The organism is Streptomyces sp. 796.1, assembly GCF_047525675.1.
Taxonomy (GTDB): Bacteria; Actinomycetota; Actinomycetes; order Streptomycetales; family Streptomycetaceae; genus Streptomyces.
Genome location: NZ_JBLIWA010000002.1, coordinates 169057 through 195913 on the forward strand (window position 1 = coordinate 169057; position 26857 = coordinate 195913).

Genomic DNA, 26857 nt, shown 5'->3' on the forward strand with positions numbered 1-26857 from the left:
AGCCCCAAGATCGCCCCCGAGCCCCCGTGAGCTGCGCGGATGCAGGTCGTACGGGAGGGGTCGGCGCGCCGGGCACCCCTCGTGAATCGGTGCACAAGGTGCGGCCTACCATGAGGCCGTGCCGAATTCGTGGAATCCCCTTGAGCTGATCGCCCGCCGCTGGACGCCCTCCGCGCGCCTGGTCCGGCTGGCAGCGCTGGTCACCGTGGTGATGGCCGTCCTCATCGTGGTGACGGGCGGGGCCGTCCGGCTCACCCAGTCCGGGCTCGGCTGCGAGACCTGGCCCAAGTGCACCGACGACAGCCTGACGCCCACCGCCGACATGGGCATCTACGGCGTCATCGAGTTCAGCAACCGCCTGCTGACGTACGTGCTCTGCGCGGTCATCGGGTTCTTCATCATCGTGGCCCGGGCGGCGAAGCCGATGCGCAGCTCGCTGACCCGGCTCGGCTGGTCGCAGTTCTGGATCGTGATGGGCAACGCCGTGGTCGGCGGCATCACGGTGCTGACCGGGCTGAACCCGTACATCGTCAGCTCGCACTTCCTGCTCTCCACCGTGCTCCTGACGGTCGCGGTGATCACCTGGCAGCGCACCCGTGAGGGCGACGACGCGCCGCGGCTGCTGGTCGCCACCGCGGTGCGCCAGTTGTCCTGGCTGCTGGTCGGTGCGGCGGCGGCGCTGATCGTCATCGGCACCGTGGTCACCGGCTCCGGGCCGCACGCGGGCGACGCGCGCGAGGTGCACCGCATCCCGCTGGACTGGCAGGAGATCACCCAGCTCCACGTCGACTTCGTCTACATCGTCTTCGGCCTGACCGTGGCCCTGTGGTTCACGCTGCGCGCGGTACGGGCGCCGCACCCCGCCGCGCGCCGGGTCGTCGAGCTCTTCGTGGTGCTGCTCTCGCAGGGCCTGATCGGCTACGTGCAGTACTTCACGCACCTGCCGGAGTTCGTCGTCGGGATGCACATGCTCGGCTCCTGCCTGGTGTGGATCGCGGTGCTGCGGGTCTTCCTCGTCCTGCGGGACCGGGGCACGCCGCCGCCGGACGCCGTCCCGGACGGGCCCACCGGCGAGCACGAGGCGCTTCAGCCCGCCGTGGAGGAGCCGGCAGCCGCCGGCAGCCGGTAGACCCGTCGGGCGGTGCCCGCCGCCACCAGTGAGGCGATGCGCCACGCCTCGGGCTCGGTGCACACCCCGTCCGCCGTCCACTCCCGCACCAGCCGCCCCACCGCCTCCGTGAACTGGCGCGCAGCCACCACGTACAGCTCGGGCAGCGCCCACGCCCCGGTGGCGAACATGAGCTTGCCGAACGGCGCGTGCCGCAGCGTCTCCTGGGGCGCGGGCCCGACGTCCGCGTACACGTGCGGGAAGCGTGCCGCGAGCCGGGCCGCCCACAGGTGGTCCTGGCCGGCACCCACGCCCACGCGCGGGCCGGGCCCCGGCAGCAGCACCAGGTCGGTGCCGTAGCCGCGCGTGGCGGCCAGGAAGGCGCCGACGTCCGCGCCCTCGCGGCAGTGCAGTTGGACCGGCAGCCTGCTGGCGACGGCGCTCCACAGCAGGTGGTGGACGAGGGCCGGGGCGGCCGGCGGGGTGCCGGGGCGGCGGTCGCGCAGCCAGTGGTCGGCGGCCCGCCACACCGTCGCGCGCTCGGGCGCGGCCCCGGGGAGGGCCCCGTCGACGGCGAGGGCGAGGGCCACGGCGTGCTGCGGGGCCGGGGCCAGGGAGTCCGCCACCGCGTCGAGGAAGCCGCGCGTGCTGGTCGCGGCGTCGGCCAGCCGTCCCGCGAGGCGCCGCAGCGGCAGCACCCGGTGCACGGGGGCGTCCGCGGCCGACGCGAGTTCGGCGGCCGAGCACGAGCCCCCGGCCGGATCCGCCCCACCCGCCTCGTCCGCCGCATCTGCCAGCAGGTACGCGCCCACCCCCGAGCCCCGCAGCAGCAGCCGGGTGGCCCGGTAGGCGCCCACCTCGCGGCGGGCGGCGAGGTAGTGGGCGGGCGTGCAGTGCGGGGCGAGGCCGAGCAGCGGCGGGCACCAGCGGCGCACCGCGAGCCCCAGCCAGGTGTCGAAGAAGGTCGTGCCGGGCGGGGCCGGCCCGTGCGAGCCGATGGCGCCGGCGAGAAGTGACTCAAATGAGCCGAGTCCGAGTTCACCATGCGAGACGCCGGCGCCGTGCTGGTCGACCAGGGGCGGCAGCGCATACTCCGGTTCCTCCCGGTCCCGGTCACTGTTGCGATCACCGCTCAGGCCCCGGTCGCGGGGGTCTGGCGCACCCGTGCGGTCGGTGCCCGCCGCACCGGGCCGGGCCCGCCCCTGCCGCCCGGGGTCCGGCGGGTCGGTCCGCCACCGCTGAGGGCCGTCCAGCAGCATCCGCATCTCCCTGCCCGAACGGAGGTCCCGGGGGTTCCCGCACGCGAACCGCGTGCGGGGTCGGTGCCGGGAAGGCTACGGGTTGCGGGGCCCGCCAAGCTGGATACCGGCCATGCGGGACCACTCGTACGGCCCCGTGCGGACCTTCGCCGCCAGATCGCCGGCGAAGTCCTCGTGCACGGTCAGGCCGGACAGTTCGGCGGCCCGCCGGGCGCTCTCGTACGAGGGGGCGACCAGGTTGCCCCACTCGCCGTTGGCGCCGACCAGGGCGATCCGGACCGAGCCGCGGGTGATGTGGGCGAGCTGGCCCTCGGCGCTGCCGCCGTGGCTGCGGGCGAACGCCTCGATCTGTCGGGCCAGCCGGGCGGCCTGCCGCTCGACGCGGGCGTCGCGGACCGGCGTGTCGGCCGGCTCCGTGCTCTCTTCGGCCTGCTGGGTGTCTGCCATGCCCGCGATGCTACCGATCGGTAGATCATCTTGGCGACGGGCCTGCCGCGTGGCCTGCACCACGCGTGAGGGGCGGCGCCCGGGGTGGGCGCCGCCCCTCACGGCAGCGTGCTGGAGTCCGCGGCGTACGCCGGCGGGCGCTGGGTCAGCGCAGGAACGGGTCCACGGCCACGGCCACGAAGAGCAGCGACACATAGGTGATGGACCAGTGGAAGAGGCGCATCTCCTTGAGCTTGGCACCGGTCACGCCGGCCTTGGCGCGGGCCTGGAGGCCGTGCGCCTCCTTCAGCCAGAAGGCGCCGAGCGCGGCGGCGACCACCGGGTAGAACCAGCCGGTGTAGCCGAGCGGCCACAGCAGCAGCGACACGCCGACCATCACCCAGCTGTAGAGGACGATCTGGCGGGCGACGACCTTGTTGCCCGCGACGACCGGCAGCATCGGCACGCCGACCCGCTCGTAGTCGTCCTTGACCTTCATCGACAGCGGCCAGTAGTGCGGCGGCGTCCAGAAGAAGATGACCAGGAAGAGCACCGCGCTGGCCCAGGAGACCGTGTTGGTCACCGCCGACCAGCCGACGAACACCGGCATGCAGCCGGCGATGCCGCCCCAGACGATGTTCTGCGCCGTACGCCGTTTGAGCCACATCGTGTAGACGACGACGTAGAAGACCAGCGCGCTGAGGGCGAGCATCGACGACAGCGGGTTGACCAGGAACCACAGCCAGGCCGTGGAGACCACGGTCAGGGCGTACGCGAAGACCAGGCACTCGCGCGGCGAGACCATGCCGGTGACCAGGGGCCGCTGCGAGGTGCGGTCCATCAGGGCGTCGATGTCCCGGTCGATGTACATGTTGAACGCACCGGCGCCGCCGGCGGACATGAAGCCGCCCACGCAGGTGGCGAGCACCAGCCACAGGTCGGGGACGCCCTCGGCGGCCAGGAACATCACCGGAACGGTCGTCATCAGCAGCAGCTCGATGACGCGCGGCTTCGTCAGCGCGAGGAACGCCTTGGCACGGGCCCCGAACGGCCGGTGACTGTGGCTCTGGGTAGAGAGCGACCCCACAGGACGGGATTCGACGGCCGTCACGCACACCCCTGGTTTAGTGACATCAGCGGCGGTGAGCCGCGGGCAGACCAGCAAGCACCGGACATGAAGACCCGGTAAAGACTTGCGCGTACCACGCCACTCTAGACGTTGCCGCTCCCTCGTCCGTCGCCGGGGTGGGGTCGTGTTGGCGGCCGACCTAGGGCGCTCGGGGGGCGGCGGGGCGGGCGCGGACCGTGGTTCCGGCGCGCGCTCGGGCGCCGTCACCGGCAGGGTGGGAGGAGGGTGCGTCGGGGGTCCGCCGCGGCCCTCGGCGCGGGCGCCCGTGACGGGCGGGCGACGCCCCGGGGAACCCGTGTGGCCAGCCGGTCATCGCACTGACCACAGGGTGCAGCGGTCGAAAGGATGACCACCGCCGCGAGGGTAGGCTCGGCCCTGCCCGGCGTAAAACCCTCAACCGGCATCCGACCTTGTGGAGAGGAGCCCTGACTCAGGGTGAGCACCAAGTCGACCACCACAGATCTTGAGTGGACCGAACTGGACCAGCGGGCCGTGGACACCGCCCGCGTTCTGGCCATGGACGCCGTGCAGAAGGTCGGTAACGGCCACCCCGGCACGGCCATGAGCCTGGCGCCCGCGGCGTACCTGTTGTTCCAGAAGTTGATGCGGCACGACCCCTCGGACGCGAACTGGACCGGCCGCGACCGGTTCATCCTCTCGCCGGGACACACCAGCCTCACGCTCTACATCCAGCTCTTCCTCAACGGCTACGGCCTGGAGCTGGAGGACCTCAAGGCGTTCCGCACCTGGGGCAGCAAGACCCCCGGCCACCCCGAGGTCGGCCACACCACCGGTGTGGAGACCACCACCGGCCCGCTCGGCCAGGGCATCGCGAACGCGGTGGGCATGGCCATGGCCGCCCGCTACGAGCGCGGGCTCTTCGACCCGGACGCGCCGCAGGGCAGCTCCCCCTTCGACCACACCATCTGGGCGATCGTCTCCGACGGCGACCTGGAGGAGGGCATCTCCGCCGAGGCGTCCTCGCTCGCCGGCCACCAGAAGCTCGGCAACCTGGTCGCGCTCTACGACGACAACCACATCTCCATCGAGGGCGACACGGCCACCGCGCTCTCCGAGGACGTGCTCGCGCGGTACGCGGCGTACGGCTGGCACGTGCAGCGCATCGAGCAGGCGCCGAACGGCGACTTCGACGTGCAGGCGCTGTACGCGGCGCTGAAGGCGGCGCAGGCCGAGACGGAGCGGCCGTCGATCATCGCGGCCCGCACGATCATCGCCTGGCCGGCCCCGAACGCCCAGAACACCGAGGCGTCCCACGGCTCCGCGCTCGGCGCCGCCGAGGTCGCGGCCACCAAGGAGGTGCTCGGCTTCGACCCGGAGCAGCACTTCGCGGTGGACGAGACGGTGCTCGCGCACGCCCGCGCGGTCATCGAGCGGGGCCGCGCGGCCCGCAGCGACTGGGACAAGCAGCTCCTGAGCTGGCGCGAGGCCAACCCGGAGCGGGCCGCCGAGTTCGACCGGATCAGCGCAGGTGAGCTGCCGGCCGGCTGGGAGAAGGCGCTGCCCACCTTCCCGGTCGGCAAGGACGTGGCCACCCGCAAGGCGTCCGGCGAGACGCTGAAGGCGCTGGGCGCGGTCATCCCCGAGCTGTGGGGCGGCTCGGCCGACCTCGCCGGCTCCAACAACACCACCATCGACGCGTCCTCCTCCTTCCTGCCGGCGGACAACCCGCTGCCGGAGGCGAACCCGTACGGCCGCACGGTGCACTTCGGCATCCGCGAGCACGCCATGGGCTCGACCATGAACGGCATCGCGCTGCACGGCAACACGCGCATCTACGGCGGCACCTTCCTGGTGTTCTCCGACTACATGCGTCCCGCGGTGCGGCTGGCCGCGCTGATGAAGCTGCCGGTCACCTACGTGTGGACGCACGACTCCATCGGTCTCGGCGAGGACGGCCCGACCCACCAGCCGGTCGAGCACCTGGCCGCGCTGCGCGCCATCCCGGGGCTGAACGTGGTCCGCCCGGCCGACGCCAACGAGACGGCGATCGCCTGGCGCGAGGTGCTGCGCCGCCACCACGACAAGCCGGCGCCGCACGGCCTGGCCCTGACCCGGCAGAACGTGCCCACCTACGAGGCCAACGAGAACGCGGCCAAGGGCGGCTACGTGCTGGTCGAGGCCGAGGGCGGGCAGGCCCAGGTGATCTTGATCGCCACCGGTTCCGAGGTGCAGCTCGCCGTCGAGGCGCGCGAGCAGCTCCAGGCCGCCGGCGTGCCCACCCGGGTGGTGTCGATGCCGTCGGTGGAGTGGTTCGACGAGCAGGACCAGGCGTACCGGGACAGCGTGCTGATCCCGACCGTCAAGGCGCGGGTCGCGGTCGAGGCCGGCATCGGTCTGACCTGGTACCGCTTCGTGGGCGACCACGGGCGGGTCGTCTCCCTTGAGCACTTCGGCGCCTCGGCCGCGTACCAGGTGCTCTACCAGGAGTTCGGCATCACCACCGAGGCGGTCGTGCAGGCCGCTCGGGAATCGATCGACGCCGCGGCGCGCTGACGCCCGTATACGACTAGGAGGAGTTGCACTTCCCATGACAGACGCACTCAAGCGCCTCTCGGACGCAGGCGTCGCGATCTGGCTCGACGACCTGTCCCGCAAGCGGATCACCTCGGGCAACCTGGCAGAGCTGATCGACCAGCAGCACGTGGTCGGCGTGACCACCAACCCGTCGATCTTCCAGAAGGCGATCTCGGGCGGCGACGGGTACGAGCGGCAGCTCGCCGACCTCGCGGTGCGCGGGGTCACGGTCGAAGAGGCCGTCCGCATGATCACCACGGCGGACGTGCGGGACGCGGCCGACATCCTGCGCCCGGTCTTCGACGCGACCGACGGGCAGGACGGCCGGGTCTCCATCGAGGTCGACCCGCGCCTGGCGCACCGTACGGACGCCACCGTCGCCGAGGCCAAGCAGTTGGCCTGGCTGGTGGACCGGCCGAACACGCTCATCAAGATCCCGGCGACCAAGGCCGGACTGCCCGCGATCACCGAGACCATCGGCCGCGGCATCAGCGTCAACGTCACGCTGATCTTCTCCCTTGAGCGCTACCGCGAGGTCATGGACGCCTACCTGGCGGGCCTGGAGAAGGCGAAGGCCGCCGGGCTGGACCTGGCGAAGATCCACTCGGTGGCGTCGTTCTTCGTCTCCCGGGTCGACACCGAGATCGACAAGCGGCTCGCGGCGCTGGGCACCGACGAGGCGGGCGCCCTCAAGGGCAAGGCCGCGCTGGCCAACGCCCGTCTCGCCTACCAGGCGTACGAGGAGGTCTTCGGCTCGGCGGACGGCTCGGTCGCGCCCTCCGAGCGGTTCGCCGCGCTGGACAAGGCGCAGGCCAACCGGCAGCGTCCGCTGTGGGCCTCGACCGGCGTCAAGGACCCGGCGTACAAGGACACGCTGTACGTGGACGACCTGGTCGCCCCCGGCACGGTCAACACCATGCCGGAAGCGACCCTGGAGGCCACCGCCGACCGCGGTGAGATCACCGGCGACACCGTGCGGGCGACCTACGCGCAGTCCAAGGCCGACCTGGACGCCATCGCGGCGCTCGGCGTCAGCTACGACGACGTGGTGCGGGTCCTGGAAGAAGAGGGCGTCGAGAAGTTCGAGGCGGCCTGGACCGACCTGCTGAAGTCCACCGAGGCCGAGCTCAAGCGCCTCACTCCGGCAAAGGACTGACCTTGTCTGACCCCGCACGCAGTGACAATCCGCTGCGTGACGCTCAGGACCGACGGCTCCCGCGCATCGCGGGGCCGTCGGGCCTGGTGATCTTCGGCGTCACGGGCGATCTGTCGCGTAAAAAGCTGATGCCAGCGGTTTACGACCTGGCCAACCGCGGGCTTCTGCCCCCGGGCTTCTCCCTCGTCGGCTTCGCCCGGCGCGACTGGGAGGACGAGGACTTCGCGCAGGTCGTGCACGACGCCGTGAAGGAGCACGCCAGGACCCCGTTCCGCGAGGAGGTCTGGCAGCAGCTCGCCGAGGGCTTCCGCTTCGTCCCCGGCGAATTCTCCGACGACGAGGCGTTCCAGCAGCTCAAGGCCACCATCGAGGAACTGGACGGGGCGCGCGGTACGGGCGGCAACTTCGCCTTCTACCTGTCGGTGCCGCCGAAGTTCTTCCCCACCGTCGTCCAGCAGCTCAAGAAGCACGGCCTGTCCGAGGGCCAGGGCGACTCCTGGCGGCGCGCGGTCATCGAGAAGCCCTTCGGGCACGACCTGGCCAGCGCGCAGGAGCTCAACCAGGTCGTCCACCAGGTCTTCCGGCCGAGCGACGTGTTCCGCATCGACCACTACCTGGGCAAGGAGACGGTCCAGAACATCCTGGCGCTGCGCTTCGCCAACACCATGTTCGAGCCGCTGTGGAACCGCTCGTACGTGGACCACGTGCAGATCACCATGGCCGAGGACATCGGCATCGGCGGTCGCGCCGGGTACTACGACGGCATCGGCTCGGCCCGGGACGTCATCCAGAACCACCTGCTCCAGTTGCTGGCGCTGACCGCCATGGAGGAGCCGGCCTCCTTCGACGCGAAGGCGCTGGTCACCGAGAAGCTGAAGGTGCTCACGGCCGTCCGGCTCCCGAACGACCTGGGTCGGCACACCGTCCGCGGCCAGTACACGCACGGCTGGCAGGGCGGCACCGAGGTCTGCGGCTACCTCGAAGAAGAGGGCATCGACCCGCAGTCCAAGACCGACACCTACGCCGCCATCAAGCTGGGGATCGACAACCGCCGCTGGGCGGGCGTGCCGTTCTACCTGCGCACCGGCAAGCGGCTCGGCCGGCGGGTCACCGAGATCGCGGTGGTCTTCCAGCGCGCCCCGCACTCCCCCTTCGACACCACCGACACCCAGGAGCTGGGGCAGAACGCCCTGGTCATCCGGGTGCAGCCGGACGAGGGCGTGACGATTCGGTTCGGCTCCAAGGTGCCGGGCACCTCGATGGAGATCCGCGACGTGACGATGGACTTCGCGTACGGCGAGTCCTTCACCGAGTCCAGCCCCGAGGCGTACGAGCGGCTGCTGCTCGACGTGCTGCTCGGGGACGCCAACCTCTTCCCGCGGCACCAGGAGGTCGAGGAGTCCTGGCGCATCCTCGACCCGATCGAGGAGTACTGGGACCGGCACGGCCGGCCCGAGGAGTACACCGCCGGGACGTGGGGGCCGAAGGCGGCGGACGAGATGCTCGCACGAGACGGACGGAGCTGGCGGCGGCCATGAACATCGATCTCACGGACACCACGTCCAGCCAGATCAATTCCGCACTGGTGCAGGCGCGCCGGGCCAGCGGAACGCCGGCCGTGGGCATGGTGCTCACCCTGGTCATCGTCACCGACGAGGGCAACCACTACGACGCGCTCAAGGCCGCGAGCGAGGCGTCCAAGGAACACCCCTCGCGCATCCTCGTCGTCATCCGCCGCCCCGGGCGCTCCCCGCGCGACCGCAAGATCGCGCGGCTGGACGCCGAGGTGCGGGTGGGCGGCGAGAGCGGCACCGGCGAGACGGTGCTGCTGCGGCTGCACGGGGAGTTGGCGAGCCACGCCCACTCCGTGGTGCTGCCGCTGCTGCTGCCCGACGCGCCGGTCGTGGTGTGGTGGCCGGAGGACGCGCCGGAGCACCCCAGCGAGGACCTGCTCGGCCAGCTCGCCGCGCGCCGCATCACCGACGCGCAGGCCACCGAGGACCCGGTGGCCACCCTCGCGCTGCGGGCCCAGACGTACACGCCGGGCGACACGGACCTGGCCTGGACCCGCATCACGCCCTGGCGCAGCGTGCTGGCCGCCGCGCTCGACCAGAAGCACTCGACGATCACGTCGGCCTCGGTCGACGGCGAGGCGTACAACCCCAGCAGCGAGTTGCTGGCGCTGTGGCTCGCCGAGCGGCTCGGGGTGCCGGTCCAGCGGCACGTCTCGGACGGGCCCGGGCTGACCGCGGTGCGCCTGGAGACCGTCGACGGCACGATCTGCCTGGACCGCGCGGACGGTTCGCTGGCCGAGTTGGCCATGCCGGGCCAGCCCGACCGGCACGTGGCGCTGCACCGCAGGGAGACCGCGGAGCTGATCGCCGAGGAGCTGCGGCGGCTCGACCCGGACGAGACGTACGCGTCGGCGGTCAAGTACGGCGTACAGCGGCTGGGCGGGAAGGCGCCGGCGGCCAAGGGCGCGGCGCCGGCCGGCACGGTCGGCGGGGCCGCGAGCGACGGCGCCGCGGGCGACGCGGCGGATGGCGCTGCGGCCGGTGCGGACGCTGCTGCCGGTGGCACGGGTGGCACCTCCGGTACGAAGGCCGGGGCCGGCAAGAAGAAGGCGGCTCAGTCGCCGAAGAAGCCGGCGTCCTCGTGACGGCGCCGCAGGTCGTGGTCCACCGCGACAAGGAGCTGATGGCGCGGGCCGCCGCCGCCCGACTGATCACCAAGATCGTCGACGCGCAGGCGGCCCGGGGCACGGCGTCGGTGGTGCTCACCGGCGGCCGTAACGGCAACGGTCTGCTGGCCGCGCTCGCCGAGTCCCCGGCGCGGGACGCGGTGGACTGGGCTCGGCTCGACCTGTGGTGGGGCGACGAGCGGTTCCTGCCCGAGGGCGATCCGGAGCGCAACGTCACACAGGCCAGGCAGGCGCTGCTGGACGCGGTGCCGCTGGACCCGGCGCGGGTGCACCCGATGCCCGCGTCGGACGGCAGCTACGTCGGGGACGCGGACGCGGCGGCTGCCGCGTACGCCACCGAGCTCGCTGCCGCCGCCGCACAGCAGACCGCGTCGCCGCCGGCGGGAGCCGGCGGGGGCGGGGTGCCCGTCTTCGACGTGCTGCTGCTCGGCGTCGGCCCGGACACCCATGTGGCCTCGCTCTTCCCCGAGCTGCCGGCCGTCCGTGAGCAGGAGCGGACGGTGGTCGGCGTGCACGGCGCGCCCAAGCCGCCGCCCACCCGCATCTCGCTGACCATGCCCGCGATCCGCTCCGCGCGGGAGGTGTGGTTGCTCGCCGCCGGCGCGGACAAGGCCGGAGCGGTGGCCATCGCCCTGTCGGGTGCGGGCGAGGTGCAGGCCCCGGCCGCCGGCGCACGGGGCCGCAGCCGCACGCTGTGGCTGCTCGACCGCAGCGCCGCGGCTGAGCTGCCGCGCGAGCTGTATCCGCCGGCCTCGGCCTGAGCAGGGGTCCGGTGTGCGTTCGCGTACGGGCCTGGCTTGTGTAGGACTCCGGCCCGACTAGGGCTTCAGTCTGAGCACGGGTCTGGTACGAGCACGGGCCCGGCCTGAGCAGGGCCGCGGCCCTGATACGACGGTGCCCGCGGCGGCCCGGTCCTCCCGGATCGGGCCGCCGCGGGCCGTTCCACGTCCGGGGCCGCCCCCCGGTACTGGCACCGACCGGCGCACGCCACCGCAGGGCCACCCACCGCGCACACCGGCCGCGGGGCACGCACCGCACCACGCACGCCGGCCGCGGGCGCCCGGGAGCGTACGCGGCCGGCTCCAGGCCATAGCCTCCGTTACGGGCCCGGGTCAGCGTCCGCGCAGCGCGCGGTAGCGCCGTACCAGGGCGGTGGTCGACGCATCGAGTCCCGGCACCTGCTCGTCGGCGCGCAACGCCGGCTCCACCCGCTTGGCCAGCACCTTGCCGAGTTCGACGCCCCACTGGTCGAAGGAGTCGATGTTCCAGATCGCGCCCTGGACGAACACCTTGTGCTCGTAGAGCGCGACCAACTGGCCGAGCACCGACGGGGTGAGTTGGGTGGCCAGGATGGTGCTGGTGGGCCGGTTGCCGCGGAAGGTCTTGTGCGGCACCAGTTCCTCGGCCACGCCCTCCGCCCTGACCTCGTCTGCCGTCTTGCCGAACGCCAGCGCCTGGCCCTGGGCGAACAGATTGGCCATCAACAGGTCGTGCTGTTCGGCCAGTTGGGGCGCGAGGTCGTCCACGGGCCGGGCGAAGCCGATCAGGTCGGCGGGGATCAGCTTGGTGCCCTGGTGCAGCAACTGGTAGTAGGCGTGCTGCCCGTTGGTACCGGGCGTGCCCCACACCACGGGTCCGGTCTGCCAGGTCACCGGGCAACCCTGCCGGTCGACGGACTTCCCGTTGGACTCCATGTCGAGTTGCTGGAGGTAGGCGGTGAACGAGCCCAGGTAGTGGCTGTACGGCAGCACCGCGTGCGATTGGGCGTCGTGGAAGCCGCCGTACCAGACGCCGAGCAGACCGAGCAGCAGCGGCACGTTCTCCTCGACCGGTGCGGTCAGGAAGTGTTCGTCGACCAGGTGGAAGCCCGCGAGCATTTCCCGGAACCGGTCGTGCCCAATGGCGATCATGAGCGAGAGCCCAATCGCCGAGTCATACGAGTAACGTCCGCCGACCCAGTCCCAGAACTCGAACATATTGGCCGGATCAATGCCGAATTCGGCGACCTTCTCCGCGTTGGTGGACAGCGCGACGAAGTGTTTGGCCACCGCGTCCTGACCGGCGTCCAACGCGTTCAGGAGCCAGTTGCGCGCGGATGTCGCATTGGTGATCGTCTCGATCGTGGTGAAGGTCTTGGACGCCACGATGAACAGCGTCTCGGCCGCGTCGAGATCGCGTACGGCCTCATGGAGATCGGCGCCGTCCACATTGGATACGAACCGGAAATCCAGGTGCCGTGCGCTGTAGGCGCGCAACGCCTCATAAGCCATGGCGGGCCCCAGGTCGGAACCGCCGATACCGATATTGACGACCGTCTTGATGGGCTTGCCGGTATGCCCGGTCCAGTCCCCCGAGCGCACCCGGTCGGCGAAGGTGGCCATTTTGGTGAGCACGGCGTGCACCGCCGGCACCACGTTCTCCCCGTCGGCCTCCACGACCTGGGCGAGCGGGGCGCGCAGCGCGGTGTGCAGGACGGAGCGCCGTTCGGTGATGTTGATCTTGCCGCCGTGGAACATCTCGTCGCGCAGCTCGGTGACCTTGCTGGCCGCGGCCAGTGCCCGGAGCAGCCGGAGCGTCTCGTCGGTCACCAGATGCTTGGAGTAGTCCACATAGAGATCGCCGACCTGTGCGGTGTAGCGCTCACCACGCGCGGGATCGGCGGCGAATACCTCGCGTAGGTCGACCTCCCCTAGCTGTTCCCGGTGTTTTCCCAGCGCGACCCACTCCGGCATCTGATCGAGCCGGGTTCGGCCTTCAGCGTTCATCTCGGACATCAGCCCTATTCGTCTCGTCATTCGCGCCAGCACCGCCCAACTTAGTTGATCAGGGCGGTCCATATGTCGCCATCGCGGGGCGGACACAGAAAGGCCCGGCAGCTCCTCCCGTGGGAGGGTGCTGCCGGGCCCCGGTCCGCTGCCGAGGGGGCGGGCGCCGTGGGGACCACGCGCTCGCTGCCCGAGTGCTGCCGGTGGGTGCGGTCCTGCTGCCGCGTCAGATCTCGCCGCGGAGCTTGGCCAACGCCTCCGCGAGGATCGCCTCGCCGTCCGCGTCACTGCGCCGTTCCCGCACGTAGGCGAGGTGGGTCTTGTACGGCTCGGTGCGCGGCGGGTCCGGCGGGTTCTCCCGGTCCTTTCCGGCGGGGAAGCCGCAGCGCGGACAGTCCCAGGTCTCGGGGATCTGCGCGTCGCTGGCGAAGCTTGGCTGTGTCTCGTGCCCGTTCGAGCACCAGAAGGAGATGCGCAGCCGGGGCGCTGATTCGCCCCGTTCGGCCTCTCCCATCGGCCCCGCTCCGACCCGACTTCCTCGGATCGCGTTGCCACTTGCCACGGTTGTAACTCCCTGCGTGATGGTGCCGCGAAGCATCCGATAGGCGGCTCCGCTGCCGGGCGCCCCAGTCTATGTAAGGCCCAACGCGCGTCCAGCGACAGGAGTTACACCCGCCCCCGAGGACGCAAGCCCAATAATAGGCCGCGCTGACGACGGTCCGTCAGTTAATCCAGCTTCATCATCACGCCGAGCGCGACGATGCAGGCGAACCACAGCAGGCCGACCACCACGGTGATCCGGTCAAGGTTACGCTCGGCGACAGACGAGCCGCCGACAGAGGACTGCATTCCGCCACCGAACATGTCGGACAGGCCGCCACCCTTTCCCTTGTGCATGAGCACGAGCATCATCAACAGCGCGCTGAAGATGATGAGGGCGATTGAGAACCCAGTTTCCACGGCTGGACCAACTCTCTCGGACGCGATAATTCTGAAAACGATCTGATGAAACGGATGGAACCCTGAACGCTGTCGGGGCCGGCCGACGCGTTAACGCCGGTACCGGCCCCGACAGGGTACGACGGGGGGACCCCGCCGTCATAGCTGCCTACTGGTCGCGGAAGCGAACGATCTTCACGAACTCGTCCGCGTCGAGCGCCGCGCCACCGATCAGCGCACCGTCCACGTCCGGCTTGGCCATGATCGCCGCGATGTTCGCCGCCTTGACGGAACCGCCGTACTGGATGCGCACCCGGTCGGCCAGGTCCTTGCTGTAGAGCTCGGCCAGCCGCTTGCGGATCGCCCCGCAGACTTCCTGCGCGTCCTCGGGCGTGGCGACCTCGCCGGTGCCGATCGCCCAGACCGGCTCGTACGCGATCACGATGGTCTCGGCCTGCTCGGCGGGCAGGTCCTTGAGGCCGCCGTCCACCTGGGCGAGGGTGTGCGCCACGTGCTCGCCGGCCTTGCGGACCTCAAGGCCCTCGCCGACGCACAGGATGGGCGTGATGCCGTGCTTGTAGGCGGCCTTCACCTTGGCGTTGCAGATCTCGTCCGTCTCGCCGTGGTACTGCCGGCGCTCGGAGTGGCCGACGGCCACGTAGCTGCACTTCAGCTTGGCGAGCATGGGCCCGGAGATCTCGCCGGTGTACGCGCCGGAGTCGTGCGCCGAGATGTCCTGGGCGCCGTACTTGATCTTCAGCTTGTCGCCGTCGACCAGTGTCTGCACCGAGCGCAGGTCGACGAAGGGCGGCAGGACGGCGACCTCGACGGCCTCGTAGTCCTTGTCGGCGAGCGCGAAGGCGAGCTTCTGGACGTGTGCGATGGCCTCAAGGTGGTTGAGGTTCATCTTCCAGTTGCCCGCCATCAGCGGGGTACGGTCACTCACGGTGTTCAGTCCTCCAGTGCGGCGAGGCCGGGGAGCGTCTTGCCTTCGAGGTATTCGAGGCTGGCGCCACCACCGGTCGAAATGTGGCCGAAAGCGTTCTCGTCGAAGCCCAGGATGCGCACGGCCGCTGCCGAGTCCCCGCCGCCGACCACCGAGAAGGCCGAGCTGTCGAGGAGTGCCTGGGCGACGGCCCTCGTGCCGTCGGCGTAGTCGGGGTGCTCGAAGACGCCCATCGGCCCGTTCCAGAAGACGGTGGCCGCGTCGGCGAGCTTCGATGCGTACAGTTCGCTGGTCTTGGGGCCGATGTCCAGGCCCATCTGGTCGGCGGGCATGGCGTCCACGGCGACCGTGCTGGGGTGCGTGGCCGCCTTGGCCGCCAGGTCGGGGAAGCCGGGCGCGACCACGACATCGACGGGCAGGACGAACTCAACCCCGCGCTCCTTGGCCCGCGCCAGGTACTCGCGGACGGTGGCGAGCTGGTCTTCCTGGACCAGCGAGGTGCCGATCTCGTGGCCCTGCGCCTTGAGGAAGGTGAAGACCATGCCGCCGCCGATCAGGATGCGGTCGGCCTTCTCCAGCAGGTGGTCGATGACCCCGAGCTTGTCGGAGACCTTGGCGCCGCCGAGCACCACCGCGTACGGGCGCTGCACGTTCTCGGTGAGCTTCTTCAGCACGCCGACCTCGGTGGCGATCAGGTCGCCGGCGGCGTGCGGCAGCCGCGCCGGCAGGTCGTAGACCGAGGCGTGCTTGCGGTGCACGGCGCCGAAGCCGTCCCCGACGTACAGGTCGGCGAGAGCGGCGAGCTGGTCGGCGAACGCGCCCCGCTCGGCGTCGTCCTTGCTGGTCTCACCGGCGTTGAAGCGGAGGTTCTCCAGCAGCGTGACCTCGCCGTTGCCCAGAGCGGCAACGGTGGCCTTCGCGCTGTCCCCCACGGTGTCGGCGGCGAACGTGACCTGCTTGCCGAGCAGTTCGCCGAGGCGCACTGCGACGGGGGCGAGCGAGAACCGCTCCTCCGGCGCGCCCTTGGGACGGCCGAGGTGGGAGGCGACGATCACCTTGGCGCCGGCTGCGGCGAGCTTGGCGATCGTCGGGGCGACGGCGCGGATGCGGCCGTCGTCGGTGATGGTGGCGCCCTCAAGCGGCACGTTCAGGTCGGCGCGTACGAACACGCGCTTGCCCTCCAGGCCGCCCTCGATGAGGTCGTCGATCGTCTTCATGATTCCTGGACTCCTTGCGTCTCCTCGGTGGGCCTGCTGCACGGGACAGGGCTCGGACGACGCGGCGTCGCGTCACCCGAGCCCTGTCCGCACCACATCTCGGTTCCCCGCTGACCGGGGCTCCGCTCCGCGCTCCGCCCGCCCGGCCCGCCCCGGCAGTGCCCGCGGGGCGGGTCGGGCCGTGCGAGGGGGATGTTAGAGCTGGCCGCCGACGAACGTGGTCAGGTCGACCAGGCGGTTGGAGTAGCCCCACTCGTTGTCGTACCAGCCGACGACCTTGACCTGGGTGCCCTGCGCCATGGTGAGCGAGGAGTCGAAGGTGCAGGAGGCCGGCCAGTTGACGATGTCCGAGGAGACGATCGGGTCCTCGGTGTACTCCAGGACGCCGGCGAGCTGGCCCTCGGCCGCCTTCTGGAACGCGGTGTTGATCTCGTCCTTGGTGACCTCGCGGCTCAGTTCGAGCACCAGGTCGGTGACCGAGCCGGTGGGCACGGGCACGCGCATGGCGATGCCGTCCAGCTTGCCCTTGAGCTGCGGGAGGACCAGGGCGGTCGCCTTGGCGGCGCCCGTCGAGGTCGGGATGATGTTCTCCGCGGCGGCCCGGGCGCGGCGCAGGTCCTTGTGCGGGAAGTCCAGGATGCGCTGGTCGTTGGTGTAGGCGTGGACCGTGGTCATCATGCCCTTGACGATGCCGAAGTTCTCGTCGAGGACCTTCGCCATCGGGGCCACACAGTTGGTCGTGCAGGACGCGTTGGAGATGACGTGGTGCTGGGCCGCGTCGTACTTGTCCTGGTTGACGCCCATGACGATGGTGATGTCCTCGTCCTTGGCGGGCGCGGAGATCAGCACCTTCTTGGCGCCGGCGGCGAGGTGCTTGGCGGCGTCCTCGCGCTTGGTGAAGATGCCGGTGGACTCGATGACGATGTCGGCACCGAGCTCGCCCCAGGGCAGGGCGGCCGGGTCGCGCTCGGCCATGGTCTTGAAGGTCTGGCCGCCCACCGTGATGGTGTCCTCGGTGTGGCTGACGTCCTGCTTCAGACGGCCCAGGATCGAGTCGTACTTCAGCAGGTGGACCAGGGTGGCGTTGTCGGTCAGGTCGTTGACACCGACGATCTCGATGTCCGCACCCTGCTCCAGGAGCGCGCGGAAGTAATTGCGACCGATACGGCCAAAGCCGTTGATGCCTACGCGGATCGTCACGAACCGATCTCCTCGTTGGTGTGCCGGTCTGGACGCCGGCGAGCTGTATGGGATGTCCCCGACCGCCCTCGACCCTACCTCGTACGCGACCCGTACGTGACATTTGACCGGCGCCCGACAGCCGCTCAAACACGGGCCTGGACCGCCGCGGAGCCGGCGTCGGAGCGGCCCGCGGGGCGCTTGACGACGGCGGGCGGAACACCCGGTGAACCCGCGGGTGGGCGAGCAGCGGAACGCCGGTTGAACCATCGGGTGAGGCGAGCGCCCGGCCCTTGACCGACTCGCTGCACCGGCCGCTCCCTATCAGATGGCGACGCCGAACGGAAGACGTACGACGGCCGCGCGGGCGGCGGCCGGCACACGGCGGCCGGCACACTGCCTCCGTGGGGCGCGGCGTCCGTGGGGGCGCCTGTGGCGGGCGTCGGTGGGGGGCGTCGGTGGGGGGCCTCTGCGGGGCGACCCGTACGCGGCCATCAGCGGGGCCGCCGGTACGCGGCGTCCACGGAGGTCGGGCGACGTCCGCGCGAGGCGGCCCGTGCGCGACCGGCCGCCGGAAGGCGGGTCCCGTACGCGCCATCCACCAGGACGGGCAGCGGCCACACAGAGCGGGGCGCGCCGGCGGCGCCCACCTCCCCCGCGGATCAGCCGCTCGCCCGCGCCGGGCCGGTCCCTCCCACCCGGGTCAGCCGACGACGCCCTCGGCCATCTCCTCACCGAGGTCGGCGAGGTTGGATTCGGTCCCCGGGATGCCCAGGTCCTGGGCGCGCTTGTCGGCCATGGCCAGCAGCCGTCTGATCCGGCCGGCCACCGCGTCCTTGGTGAGCGGCGGGTCGGCGAGCGCGCCCAGCTCCTCCAGGGACGCCTGCTTGTGCTCCATCCGCAGCCGCCCCGCTGCGGCCAGGTGCTCGGGCACCTCTTCGCCCAGGATCTCCAGGGCGCGCTGCACGCGGGCGCCGGCGGCGACCGCGGCCCGGGCCGAGCGGCGCAGGTTGGCGTCGTCGAAGTTGGCCAGCCGGTTGGCGGTGGCCCGCACCTCGCGCCGCATCCGGCGCTCCTCCCAGGCGAGCACCGACTCGTGCGCGCCCAGCCGGGTCAACAGCGCGCCGATGGCGTCCCCGTCCCGGACGACGACCCGGTCGACGCCGCGCACCTCGCGCGCCTTGGCCGCGATCTGGAGCCGGCGGGCCGCGCCGACCAGCGCGAGGGCCGCCTCAGGCCCTGGACACGTCACCTCAAGGGAGGAGGAGCGGCCGGGCTCGGTGAGCGATCCGTGGGCGAGGAAGGCGCCGCGCCAGGCCGCCTCCGCATCGCAGGTCGCGCCGGAGACCACCTGCGGGGGCAGGCCGCGGATCGGTCGGCCGCGGCCGTCGACCAGCCCGGTCTGCCGGGCGAGCTGATCGCCACCCGCCACCACCCGCACCACGTACCTGCTGCCCCTGCGCAGCCCGCCGGGGGCCATCACCACCAGGTCGGAGGCGTGTCCGAAGATCTCCAGGACGTCCTTGCGCAGCCGGCGGGCCGCAATGCCGGTATCGAGCTCGGCCTCGATCACAATGCGCCCGCTGACCAGGTGCAGCCCGCCAGCGAACCGCAGGATGGAGGAGACCTCCGCTTTCCGGCAGCAGGTCCGGGTGACGGGAAGCCGGGAAATCTCATCCTTCACCGCAGCCGTCATCGCCATGGGCCGATCCTTCCATGCATCCGAAAAATACGGTCATACGCGGCGGCCAACAGCTCGGGGTCGTGCCTGGCCGAGCCGCCCCCGGCATCGAGCTGGGGGCAACTTCCAGGCGCGGCCACCGGCGCCAGCTCGACCGTGCCGCCGAGCCGCGCCGCGGCCTCGCGGAGGGTGTCCCGATCGAGCACGGCGGCCTCGTCGGCCAGCACCACGTCCAGGGCGAGTTTAGGGGCGTGTCGGGCCAAAACCTCCAAATGACGCTGCGGAGAGAACCCTTCGGTTTCGCCGGGCTGTGGTGCAAGGTTCAACGAGAGGACGCGGCGCGCCTTCGTCTCGATCAGCGCTTCCAGCAGTTCCGGCACCAGCAGGTGCGGTATCACCGACGAGAACCAGGAGCCGGGGCCGAGCACCACCCAGTCGGCGTCGAGCACGGCGGCGACCGCCTCGGGCACGGCCGGCGGGTCGTGCGGGACCAGGTGCACCGACTGCACCTCGCCCGGCGTGAGGGCGACGGTGGCCTGCCCGCGGACGGTGCTGATCTCCTCGGGCCGCTCCGGGTCGTGGCCCCTGACCAGGGCCTGGAGCTCCAGCGGCACGGCCGACATGGGCAGCACCCGGCCGTGCGCACCGAGCAGCCTGCCGACCCATTCCAGGGCCTTGACGTGATCGCCGAGCTGCTCCCAGAGGGCGACGATGAGCAGGTTGCCGACGGCGTGGCCGTGCAGCTCGCCCTCGCTGGCGAACCGGTGCTGGATCACCCGGGCCCAGGTCTGTCCCCAGTCGTCGTCGCCGCACAGTGCGGCCAGCGCCTTGCGCAGGTCACCGGGGGGCAGGACGCCGAGCTCGTCCCGCAGCCGTCCGCTGGAGCCGCCGTCGTCCGCGACCGTGACGACGGCGGTGAGGTCGCCGGTGATGCGCCGCAGCGCCGCGAGCGACGCCGACAGCCCCCGGCCGCCGCCGAGCGCGACGACCTTGGGCTGTGCACGTTGCTGGGTACGGGCTCCGACGAGTCGGCGGAACCTCCGGGAGCGGATCGTCACTCGCGCCCCATGTCCCGGTGCACGAGCACGGTCTCCACTCCCTCGGCCGCCAGCCGGGTCGCCAGCTTCTCCGACATGGCCACGCTGCGGTGCTTGCCGCCGGTGCAGCCGACGGCGATGGTCACGTACCGCTTGCCCTCGCGGCGGTACCCGGCGGCGATCAACTGGAGCAGTTCCGTGTAGCGGTCAAGGAACTCCTTGGCGCCCGGCTGGTTGAAGACATAACCGGATACCTCCTCGTTGACCCCGGTGAAGGGGCGTAGCTCGGGCACCCAGTGTGGATTGGGCAGGAAGCGGCAGTCCACCACCAGGTCGGCGTCGACCGGCAGGCCGTACTTGTAGCCGAAGGACATGACCGTGGCCCGCAGCTCCGGCTCCTCGTCGCCGGCGAACTGGGCGTCCATCTTGGCCCGCAGTTCGTGCACGTTGAGGCTGGAGGTGTCGATCACCAGGTCGGCGTCGCCGCGCAGCTCCCGCAGCAGGTCGCGCTCGGCGGCGATGCCGTCCACGATGCGGCCGTCGCCCTGGAGCGGGTGCGGGCGGCGCACCGACTCGAAGCGGCGCACGAGCGCGTCGTCGGAGGCTTCGAGGAAGAGCACCCGCCGCTTGACGTGCTTGGCCTCCAGGTCGGCCAGGGACTCGCGGAGGTTGTCGAAGAAGCGGCGGCCACGCACGTCGACGACGACGGCGATCCGGGCCACGTTGCCCTGCGAGCGCGCGCCCAGGTCCACCATGGTGGGGATCAGGGCGGGCGGCAGGTTGTCCACCACGAACCAGCCGAGGTCCTCCAGACACTTGGCGGCCGTGCTGCGCCCGGCGCCTGACATGCCAGAGATGATCACCAGCTCGGGGATGGCCGACGCGTCCGCCGCCTCGCCCGGGGTGCCCGTACTCATCTGCGCTTCATCTCCATCAATCGCGTTCACCGTGTGTCCCCCGTCTCCGACGATGCCGCCGTGGTCGCGGCGTCATCTTCAATGATCTCTCCTGTGGCGGTGTTCACCGCCGGGGCGGCCGGCGCCGCCTGGGCGAGGGCCGCGGCGACGGTCTCGGCCGTCTTGCGGCCGATGCCGGGCACCTCGCAGAGTTGTTCGACGGTCGCCGTGCGTAGCCGTTTGAGCGAGCCGAAGTGCTTGAGCAGGGCGCGCTTGCGGGTGTCCCCGAGCCCGGCGACCGCGTCCAGCGGGCCGGCCTTGAAGCTCGCCGCGCGCTTGCTGCGCTGGTACGTGATGGCGAACCGGTGCGCCTCGTCACGCACCCGCTGCAACAGGTACAGGCCCTCGCTGCTGCGCGGCAGCACCACCGGATCGTCCTCGCCCGGCAGCCAGACCTCTTCGAGCCGCTTGGCGAGACCGCAGACGGCCACGTCGTCGATGCCGAGCTCGTCCAGGGCCCGCTGGGCCGCGGCGACCTGCGGCTGTCCGCCGTCGACCACCACGAGCTGCGGCGGGTAGGCGAAGCGGCGCGGCCGGCCGTCCTCCTCGCGCGGCCCGTCGGCGCCCTTCGTCTCCGCCGCGGCGTCCGGCCCATCGGCGCCCCGCGTCTCCTCCGCGGGCTCCGCAGCGAGCGGGCCCGTGCCGGGCTGCCCCGGACCGAGCTGATCCGGACCGAGCTGATCCGGACCGAGCTGATCCGGGCCGGTCAGGCCCGTACCGCCCACGCCACCGGCGGGCGGCTCGTCCGCCACGCCCGCCGACCGGCCATCGCCATCAGCCAGGTCCCACTCGCCGCTCTTCTGCACGTCCTGGAGGTAGCGCCGGAAGCGGCGGCTGATCACCTCGTGCATGGAACGGACGTCGTCCTGGCCGGCGAAGGACTTGATCTGGAAGCGGCGGTACTCGCTCTTGCGCGGCAGGCCGTCCTCGAAGACCACCATGGAGGCGACCACGTCATCGCCCTGGAGGTGGGAGATGTCGAAGCACTCGACGCGCAGCGGCGCGGCCTCCAGGTCCAGCGCCTCGGCGATCTCCTCCAGCGCCTTGGAGCGGGTGGTCAGGTCGGACGCGCGCTTGGTCTTGTGCAGCACCAGGGCCTGCTGGGCGTTCCTGGCCACGGTGGCCATCAGGTCCTTCTTGTCGCCGCGCTGGGGTATGCGCAGCGACACGTTCGCACCGCGACGGTCGGTCAGCCACTGGTTGATCGCCTCGGTCTCCTCGGGGAGCACCGGCACCAGCACTTCCTTGGGCACCGCGTCGCCGCGCTCCTCGCCGTACAACTGCTGGAGCGCGTGGGCGACCAGGCCGGCCGTGTCCACGGCCTCGACCTTGTCGGTGACCCAGCCGCGCTGACCGCGCACGCGCCCGCCGCGCACGTGGAAGATCTGTACCGCGGCCTCCAACTCGTCCTCCGCGACCGCGATCAGGTCGGCGTCGGTCGCATCGGTGAGGACGACGGCGTTCTTCTCCATGGCGCGCTTGAGCGCCTCGACGTCGTCCCGCAGCCGGGCCGCCTTCTCGTACTCCATCTCCTCGGACGCCTCGCGCATCCGCGCTTCGAGGCGGCGGATGTAGGCGCCGGTGCGGCCGGCCATGAAGTCACAGAACTCCTCGGCCAGCGCCCGGTGTTCATCGGCGCTGACCCGGCCCACGCACGGGGCCGAGCACTTGCCGATGTACCCGAGCAGACAGGGCCTGCCGATCTGGGCCGAGCGCTTGAACACCCCGGCGGAGCAGGTCCGGACGGGGAAGACGCGCAGCATCAGGTCCACGGTCTCGCGGATCGCCCAGGCGTGGCCGTACGGGCCGAAGTAGCGGACGCCCTTGCGCTTGGGGCCGCGCATCACCTGGACCCGGGGGTACTCCTCGTTCAACGTGACGGCCAGCGACGGGTAGCTCTTGTCGTCGCGGTACTTGACGTTGAACCTGGGGTCGAACTCCTTGATCCACGCGTACTCCAACTGGAGCGCCTCCACCTCGGTGGAGACCACGGTCCACTCCACGGACGCGGCCGTGGTGACCATGGTGCGGGTCCGCGGGTGGAGGTTCGCCAGGTCCTGGAAGTACGAGGAGAGCCGCGGGCGCAGGCTCTTCGCCTTGCCCACGTAGATCACGCGCGCGTGCTGATCCCGGAACTTGTAGACCCCCGGCGAGTCGGGGATCTGTCCCGGCTTGGGGCGGTAACTGCTGGGGTCGGCCATGGTCACCACCCTACTGGCGGGGTGTGACAGTCCGGCCGCGGTGCGCCGCGGGCACGTGGCGCGCCGGGCGGCGGCGGAACCCCGCGGGCGGGGCTGGGCGGGCACGGACGGGGCACGGTCCACGCACACTTGCGCACCACCGCCGGCACCGAACCGTGCCATGGGCCGGCCGGCGGGCCCGGCGTGCGGCCGGCCGGCGGCGCCCCTCGCCCCTCGCCCCTCGGCGCTGACCAGCGACGGGGCCCGCCGCCGACGGCCGGAGCGGCCACGACGGCGGCCGGCTCCGGGCCGGGGACGGGGACCGCACACCTCCCCGGTCGCGACTGCGCCGGGGGGGGGGGGGGGGGGCGCCGCACCGAACGGCATCGGTGCGGCGCGACCCGGCGCCCTACGGCGTGCACGGTAGACCCCGTACGCCCCGTTGCGGCCGGGCCGACCAGTACGCCGAGTACGACCCGTACGAACCGCGTGACCAGTACGAACCGTCCGGCCAGTACTGCCACTGCTGCCAGAACTGGCCGTGCATCGGCCGGTGCCGCCCAGATCGCGCAGGCCCGTACCCGGCGCGCGTACGCCGCCCACCGGCTGCGGCGTCCGCCGGGCGATCAGCGGCGCCGGAGCCGCAGGGCCATCGTGCCGGACAGGCCGAGCGCGACGAGCGCGGCCAGCGCGGTCAGTGCCGACGTCGCCGTCAGCAGGCCCTCGTCGCCCGCGGCGGCCGTGGCGCCCTGACGCACGGTGTCCGGCGCACCAGGGGCGACCCGCGCGCGCTCCGGGGCGGGCGCGGGCCCGTCGCCGCCTGGGCCGAAGCCGCCCGCGAGGCCCTTCTTGTCGTAGCGGGAGCCGGGCAGCTTGTCGGCATACGCCCGGTGGACGCGCTCGCGGTAGGCGTCCACGGTGGTGCCGCGGGCGCCGACGGCCCGTACGGCGTCGGTGTCGAGCGGCAGCACCTTGTTCCCGCGCTGCACGTACCAGGCGTCGATCTGCGGCTCACGGAAGACGGTGCCGCCCGCCAGCGCCTTGGCGCCCTTGGCCGCGTAGTACGTCTCGTCGCCGCCGGTCGCGATGTTGACCACTTTCCAGGAGTCGCCCGTGTTCGCGGTCCACACCGAGGCGACCTGGCCGTCCGCCGACACCGCCTTGCTGGCCATGAAGTCCAGCGTGGCGATGGGCGCACGGCCGGCGCCCTTGCCGTCGGCGACGAAGCCCGGCGCGAGGGTGTAGACGGGCACGGTCGCCCCCTCGATGCGCGGTTGCGCCGCACGGCTGCCGCCCGCCGGGGCCAGGTCGCCCGCCGGTGCACCGGCGCCGTCCCTGGCGAAGAAGCGCGCGAGGTGGTCGCGGGTGCTCGGGGCGGTGGCGGCGTCGCGGGCGGCGTCGACCGCCGCGGCGGTCGGCGCCTTCGGCGCGGCCGGGGCCTCGGCAGCCGCGGCCGACGGGGCGCCACCGACCAGCACGGCGACGGCGGCGAACGCGGTGGCGGCGCCCGCCACGGAGCGGGCGGCCGACCCGGTCACGCCGCGCGAGCGCGGCCGGGCGGACGAGCGGGGCGCGTGTGTGGTGGTCATGACCTCACGCTCCGATCTGGTAGAGCGAGTGGGTCCACCGGTGCTGGTTGTTGTTTATGTACCAGTTGTGCGTCGCCCAGTTGTAGCGGTTGTTGCTGGGCCACGGATCACCCCAGTACACAAAGCCGTTGGAGTTGTCGTAGCCGTAGATGACGTGCATGTGCCCTCCGCCAGAGGACCACTGGATACGGGTCTCAATGGGGCGCCTCGCGTTGATCTCGTTCTGCACCGTGCCGTACTGCAACCAGCCGTCGACGTACGAGCCCGGCCGGATACCCGCCCAACGCAGTGCATTCTGAACGTTACCCAGAGTAGCCTGATTGTTGGGGCAGTCGAAGCCCTGTTGACGATTGAACGCCGCGTTGCAGAACTGGTTTTGGCTGTAATTCCTGCCCATCCAGGTGGCGATGGTGTTGCCGGAAGCGGCCCAACACCAGTTGCTCTTCTGCTGCGCCTGCATGGTCACGTCGAGCACGTTGGCGGCCTGGACGCGCGGGGCGGCCTCCGCAGCGGAGACCGAAACGGTCGGGGCCGCCAGCAGTGCGACCGAGGCGAGCGCGACGGCCGAAAGCCGTCTGGAAAGCGGGCGGCGTGCACGGCGCCGCCGCAGGGCGGAAAGGTGGGGCATGGGCGTTCCTCCCACGGGTGGGTGGTGCGGGATGGGGGAGCGCGTCCGGACGCTGCGAGGAGCATCAGGTGTTGTCTGAGCTCAGTCAACGCGCTTCAATGCGTGCTGATACGCGACGTGAACAGTCGGCGTGACCTGTGAATGCCCGCGAGCCGCACGGCTGGATATCTGCACACAGAACGCCGAAGCGGTCGATTCCGATCGTGAATGTTCACGTACGGCGTCGGTGTGTGAATTTCTGGCCCGTCACGGCCCAGAGGAGGCATGCGATGCGACAGACGGCCGCACGGTGGGACGGGGCGGAGGCCGAATTGGCCCGCGCGCTACGCAGCGGCCCCTTCCACCTAGCCCTGCGGTCCGCGCTCGCCGCCCGCGGCCTGGCCCTGCACCGGGTGCAGCACCGCCTGGCCCAGCGCGGCGTCAAGGTCGGCGTCACCAGCCTCAGCTACTGGCAGCAGGGCGCGCGGACACCCCGCCGCGCCGAGTCACTCCGTGCCGTACGAGCCCTGGAGGAGGTGCTGGAACTCCCGCCGCACGCGCTGATCCGCCTCCTCGAACCGCCGCTCGGGCCGCAGGCCGACCGCCCCACTTCCCGCTCGTACCGCACGCTGCACGAACAGTCCGAAGCCGTGGCCCTGCTGATCGCCGAACTCGACTCCCCCATCGACGGCGGCCTGCACACCGTCTGTCACCTGGAGCGCATCCACATCGGGGCGCGGCGGGAGCTGTCCGCCCGCGACTCCCAGCACGTGGTCCGCGCCCACCGCGACGGCGTCAACCGCTACCTCGCCATCCACCAGGGCGACCCCGGCTGCGAACCCGCCCGGGTACGGGTGCACGCGACCGACAACTGCCGCGTCGGCAGACGCCGTTGGCACTCCGGTACGGGCGTCCTCGTCACCGAACTCCTCTTCGACGTGAAACTCCGCACCGGCGATACGCAAATGTTCAGTTACGCCCTTGAAGACGGCACGGGCGGTCAAAGCACGGAATACGTACGCGGTTTTCCGTTCGCGGGCGGTCAGTACGTCCTTCAGGTGCAGTTCCATCCCACCGCGCTCCCCGTACGCTGCCACCGCTTCGCCCAGGGCTCCGCCGGCGCGGCCCGCAGCGCGGAAAGCGAACTCACCCTCAGCGGCCAACACCGCTCGGTCCACCTCACGGAGCAGGGCGTCCGGCCCGGCATCTTGGGCATCGGGTGGGACTGGACGTGAGGAGGCTGGGGTTCGTGGGGGGCGTGAGGGGGGGGCTGGGGTTCGTGAGGGCCGCCTGCGCGGAGCAGGGCGTGGCTCAACCCGACCTGACCCAACCCGGCCCACCCGACCTGAACCAGCTCAAAGTCAGCGCCGGGGAAGGAAGTTGGCCCAGCCCCGCACCTTCACCCAGCTCACGGGTACAGCGCCTCTTCACGTACTCGTGGATGCGC

General features: G+C 71.6%; 22 protein-coding genes. 7 read left to right on the plus strand and 15 right to left on the minus strand.

All coding sequences use genetic code 11. The annotated features are described in order from the left end of the window. Positions 1–118: 118 nt before the first annotated feature. Complete coding sequence (locus tag ACMA1D_RS02305) at positions 119–1129, plus strand: COX15/CtaA family protein (protein ID WP_414722144.1); 1011 nt, start codon at positions 119–121, stop codon at positions 1127–1129. Here the strand turns inward: ACMA1D_RS02305 and ACMA1D_RS02310 are convergent. The 3 genes from ACMA1D_RS02310 to ACMA1D_RS02320 all read right to left on the minus strand — a co-directional run bounded on the left by ACMA1D_RS02310 (position 1087) and on the right by ACMA1D_RS02320 (position 3904). After that, positions 1087–2367, minus strand: coding sequence for an amidohydrolase (locus ACMA1D_RS02310; protein WP_414722145.1), 1281 nt, complete (start codon positions 2365–2367; stop codon positions 1087–1089). The genes ACMA1D_RS02305 and ACMA1D_RS02310 overlap by 43 nt on opposite strands. Positions 2368–2442: 75 nt before the next feature. Further along, positions 2443–2814: a hypothetical protein gene (locus tag ACMA1D_RS02315; RefSeq protein WP_414722146.1), complete on the minus strand. Its 372-nt coding sequence runs from the start codon at positions 2812–2814 to the stop codon at positions 2443–2445. 145 nt (positions 2815–2959) lie between these two features. Continuing rightward, the gene (locus tag ACMA1D_RS02320; RefSeq protein ID WP_414722147.1) at positions 2960–3904 is read right to left on the minus strand and encodes a heme o synthase; all 945 of its coding nucleotides are present in this window, start codon (positions 3902–3904) and stop codon (positions 2960–2962) included. A gap of 453 nt (positions 3905–4357) precedes the next feature. On the opposite strand from ACMA1D_RS02320, the gene tkt reads away from it, so the two are divergent. From tkt to pgl, 5 genes are read left to right on the plus strand one after another with little or no spacing between them, the layout of a single operon-like run. Beyond that, positions 4358–6436, plus strand: coding sequence for a transketolase (gene tkt / locus ACMA1D_RS02325; protein ID WP_414722148.1), 2079 nt, complete (start codon positions 4358–4360; stop codon positions 6434–6436). 34 nt (positions 6437–6470) lie between these two features. Beyond that, complete coding sequence (gene tal / locus ACMA1D_RS02330) at positions 6471–7613, plus strand: transaldolase (protein WP_414722149.1); 1143 nt, start codon at positions 6471–6473, stop codon at positions 7611–7613. Continuing rightward, positions 7610–9151, plus strand: coding sequence for a glucose-6-phosphate dehydrogenase (gene zwf / locus ACMA1D_RS02335; protein WP_414722243.1), 1542 nt, complete (start codon positions 7610–7612; stop codon positions 9149–9151). Before tal ends, zwf begins: the two co-directional genes overlap by 4 nt. After that, entirely contained in the window at positions 9148–10272 is a 1125-nt protein-coding gene (gene opcA, locus ACMA1D_RS02340) for a glucose-6-phosphate dehydrogenase assembly protein OpcA (protein WP_414722150.1), read from the plus strand. Before zwf ends, opcA begins: the two co-directional genes overlap by 4 nt. After that, positions 10269–11075, plus strand: a complete 807-nt coding sequence (pgl, locus tag ACMA1D_RS02345; protein ID WP_414722151.1) for a 6-phosphogluconolactonase — start codon at positions 10269–10271, stop codon at positions 11073–11075. Before opcA ends, pgl begins: the two co-directional genes overlap by 4 nt. A 351-nt stretch (positions 11076–11426) precedes the next feature. Here pgl and pgi read toward each other — a convergent pair whose 3' ends face one another. The 12 genes from pgi to ACMA1D_RS02405 form a co-directional block, all read right to left on the minus strand. Next, a complete protein-coding gene (gene pgi, locus ACMA1D_RS02350) occupies positions 11427–13079 on the minus strand; it encodes a glucose-6-phosphate isomerase (protein WP_414722244.1) in 1653 nt (550 codons plus the stop codon). 226 nt (positions 13080–13305) lie between these two features. Next, a complete protein-coding gene (locus tag ACMA1D_RS02355) occupies positions 13306–13641 on the minus strand; it encodes an RNA polymerase-binding protein RbpA (RefSeq protein WP_176161036.1) in 336 nt (111 codons plus the stop codon). Between the two features lie 164 nt (positions 13642–13805). After that, complete coding sequence (gene secG, locus ACMA1D_RS02360; protein WP_414722152.1) at positions 13806–14039, minus strand: preprotein translocase subunit SecG; 234 nt, start codon at positions 14037–14039, stop codon at positions 13806–13808. A 148-nt stretch (positions 14040–14187) separates the two neighbouring features. Continuing rightward, positions 14188–14964 (minus strand): triose-phosphate isomerase, encoded by a 777-nt coding sequence (gene tpiA, locus ACMA1D_RS02365; RefSeq protein ID WP_414722153.1) that lies wholly within the window; start codon positions 14962–14964, stop codon positions 14188–14190. 5 nt (positions 14965–14969) lie between these two features. Next, entirely contained in the window at positions 14970–16181 is a 1212-nt protein-coding gene (locus tag ACMA1D_RS02370; RefSeq protein ID WP_414722154.1) for a phosphoglycerate kinase, read from the minus strand. Positions 16182–16376: 195 nt separating this feature from the next. Beyond that, entirely contained in the window at positions 16377–17381 is a 1005-nt protein-coding gene (gene gap / locus ACMA1D_RS02375; RefSeq protein ID WP_349994478.1) for a type I glyceraldehyde-3-phosphate dehydrogenase, read from the minus strand. A gap of 682 nt (positions 17382–18063) precedes the next feature. Then, the gene (whiA, locus tag ACMA1D_RS02380; protein WP_414722155.1) at positions 18064–19062 is read right to left on the minus strand and encodes a DNA-binding protein WhiA; all 999 of its coding nucleotides are present in this window, start codon (positions 19060–19062) and stop codon (positions 18064–18066) included. Then, positions 19053–20099, minus strand: coding sequence for a gluconeogenesis factor YvcK family protein (locus tag ACMA1D_RS02385; RefSeq protein WP_414722156.1), 1047 nt, complete (start codon positions 20097–20099; stop codon positions 19053–19055). The genes whiA and ACMA1D_RS02385 overlap by 10 nt, the downstream gene beginning before the upstream one ends. Continuing rightward, entirely contained in the window at positions 20096–20995 is a 900-nt protein-coding gene (rapZ, locus tag ACMA1D_RS02390; RefSeq protein ID WP_414722157.1) for an RNase adapter RapZ, read from the minus strand. The genes ACMA1D_RS02385 and rapZ overlap by 4 nt, the downstream gene beginning before the upstream one ends. Positions 20996–21021: 26 nt before the next feature. Beyond that, the gene (gene uvrC, locus ACMA1D_RS02395) at positions 21022–23235 is read right to left on the minus strand and encodes an excinuclease ABC subunit UvrC (protein WP_414722158.1); all 2214 of its coding nucleotides are present in this window, start codon (positions 23233–23235) and stop codon (positions 21022–21024) included. 605 nt (positions 23236–23840) lie between these two features. Beyond that, the gene (locus ACMA1D_RS02400; protein WP_414722159.1) at positions 23841–24803 is read right to left on the minus strand and encodes a hypothetical protein; all 963 of its coding nucleotides are present in this window, start codon (positions 24801–24803) and stop codon (positions 23841–23843) included. A 4-nt stretch (positions 24804–24807) separates the two neighbouring features. Then, complete coding sequence (locus tag ACMA1D_RS02405) at positions 24808–25431, minus strand: papain-like cysteine protease family protein (RefSeq protein ID WP_414722160.1); 624 nt, start codon at positions 25429–25431, stop codon at positions 24808–24810. 269 nt (positions 25432–25700) lie between these two features. Between ACMA1D_RS02405 and ACMA1D_RS02410 the strand changes: the two genes are divergently transcribed. Continuing rightward, on the plus strand, positions 25701–26645 hold the full coding sequence (locus tag ACMA1D_RS02410; protein WP_414722161.1) for a hypothetical protein: 945 nt from the start codon (positions 25701–25703) through the stop codon (positions 26643–26645). Positions 26646–26857 lie beyond the last annotated feature (212 nt).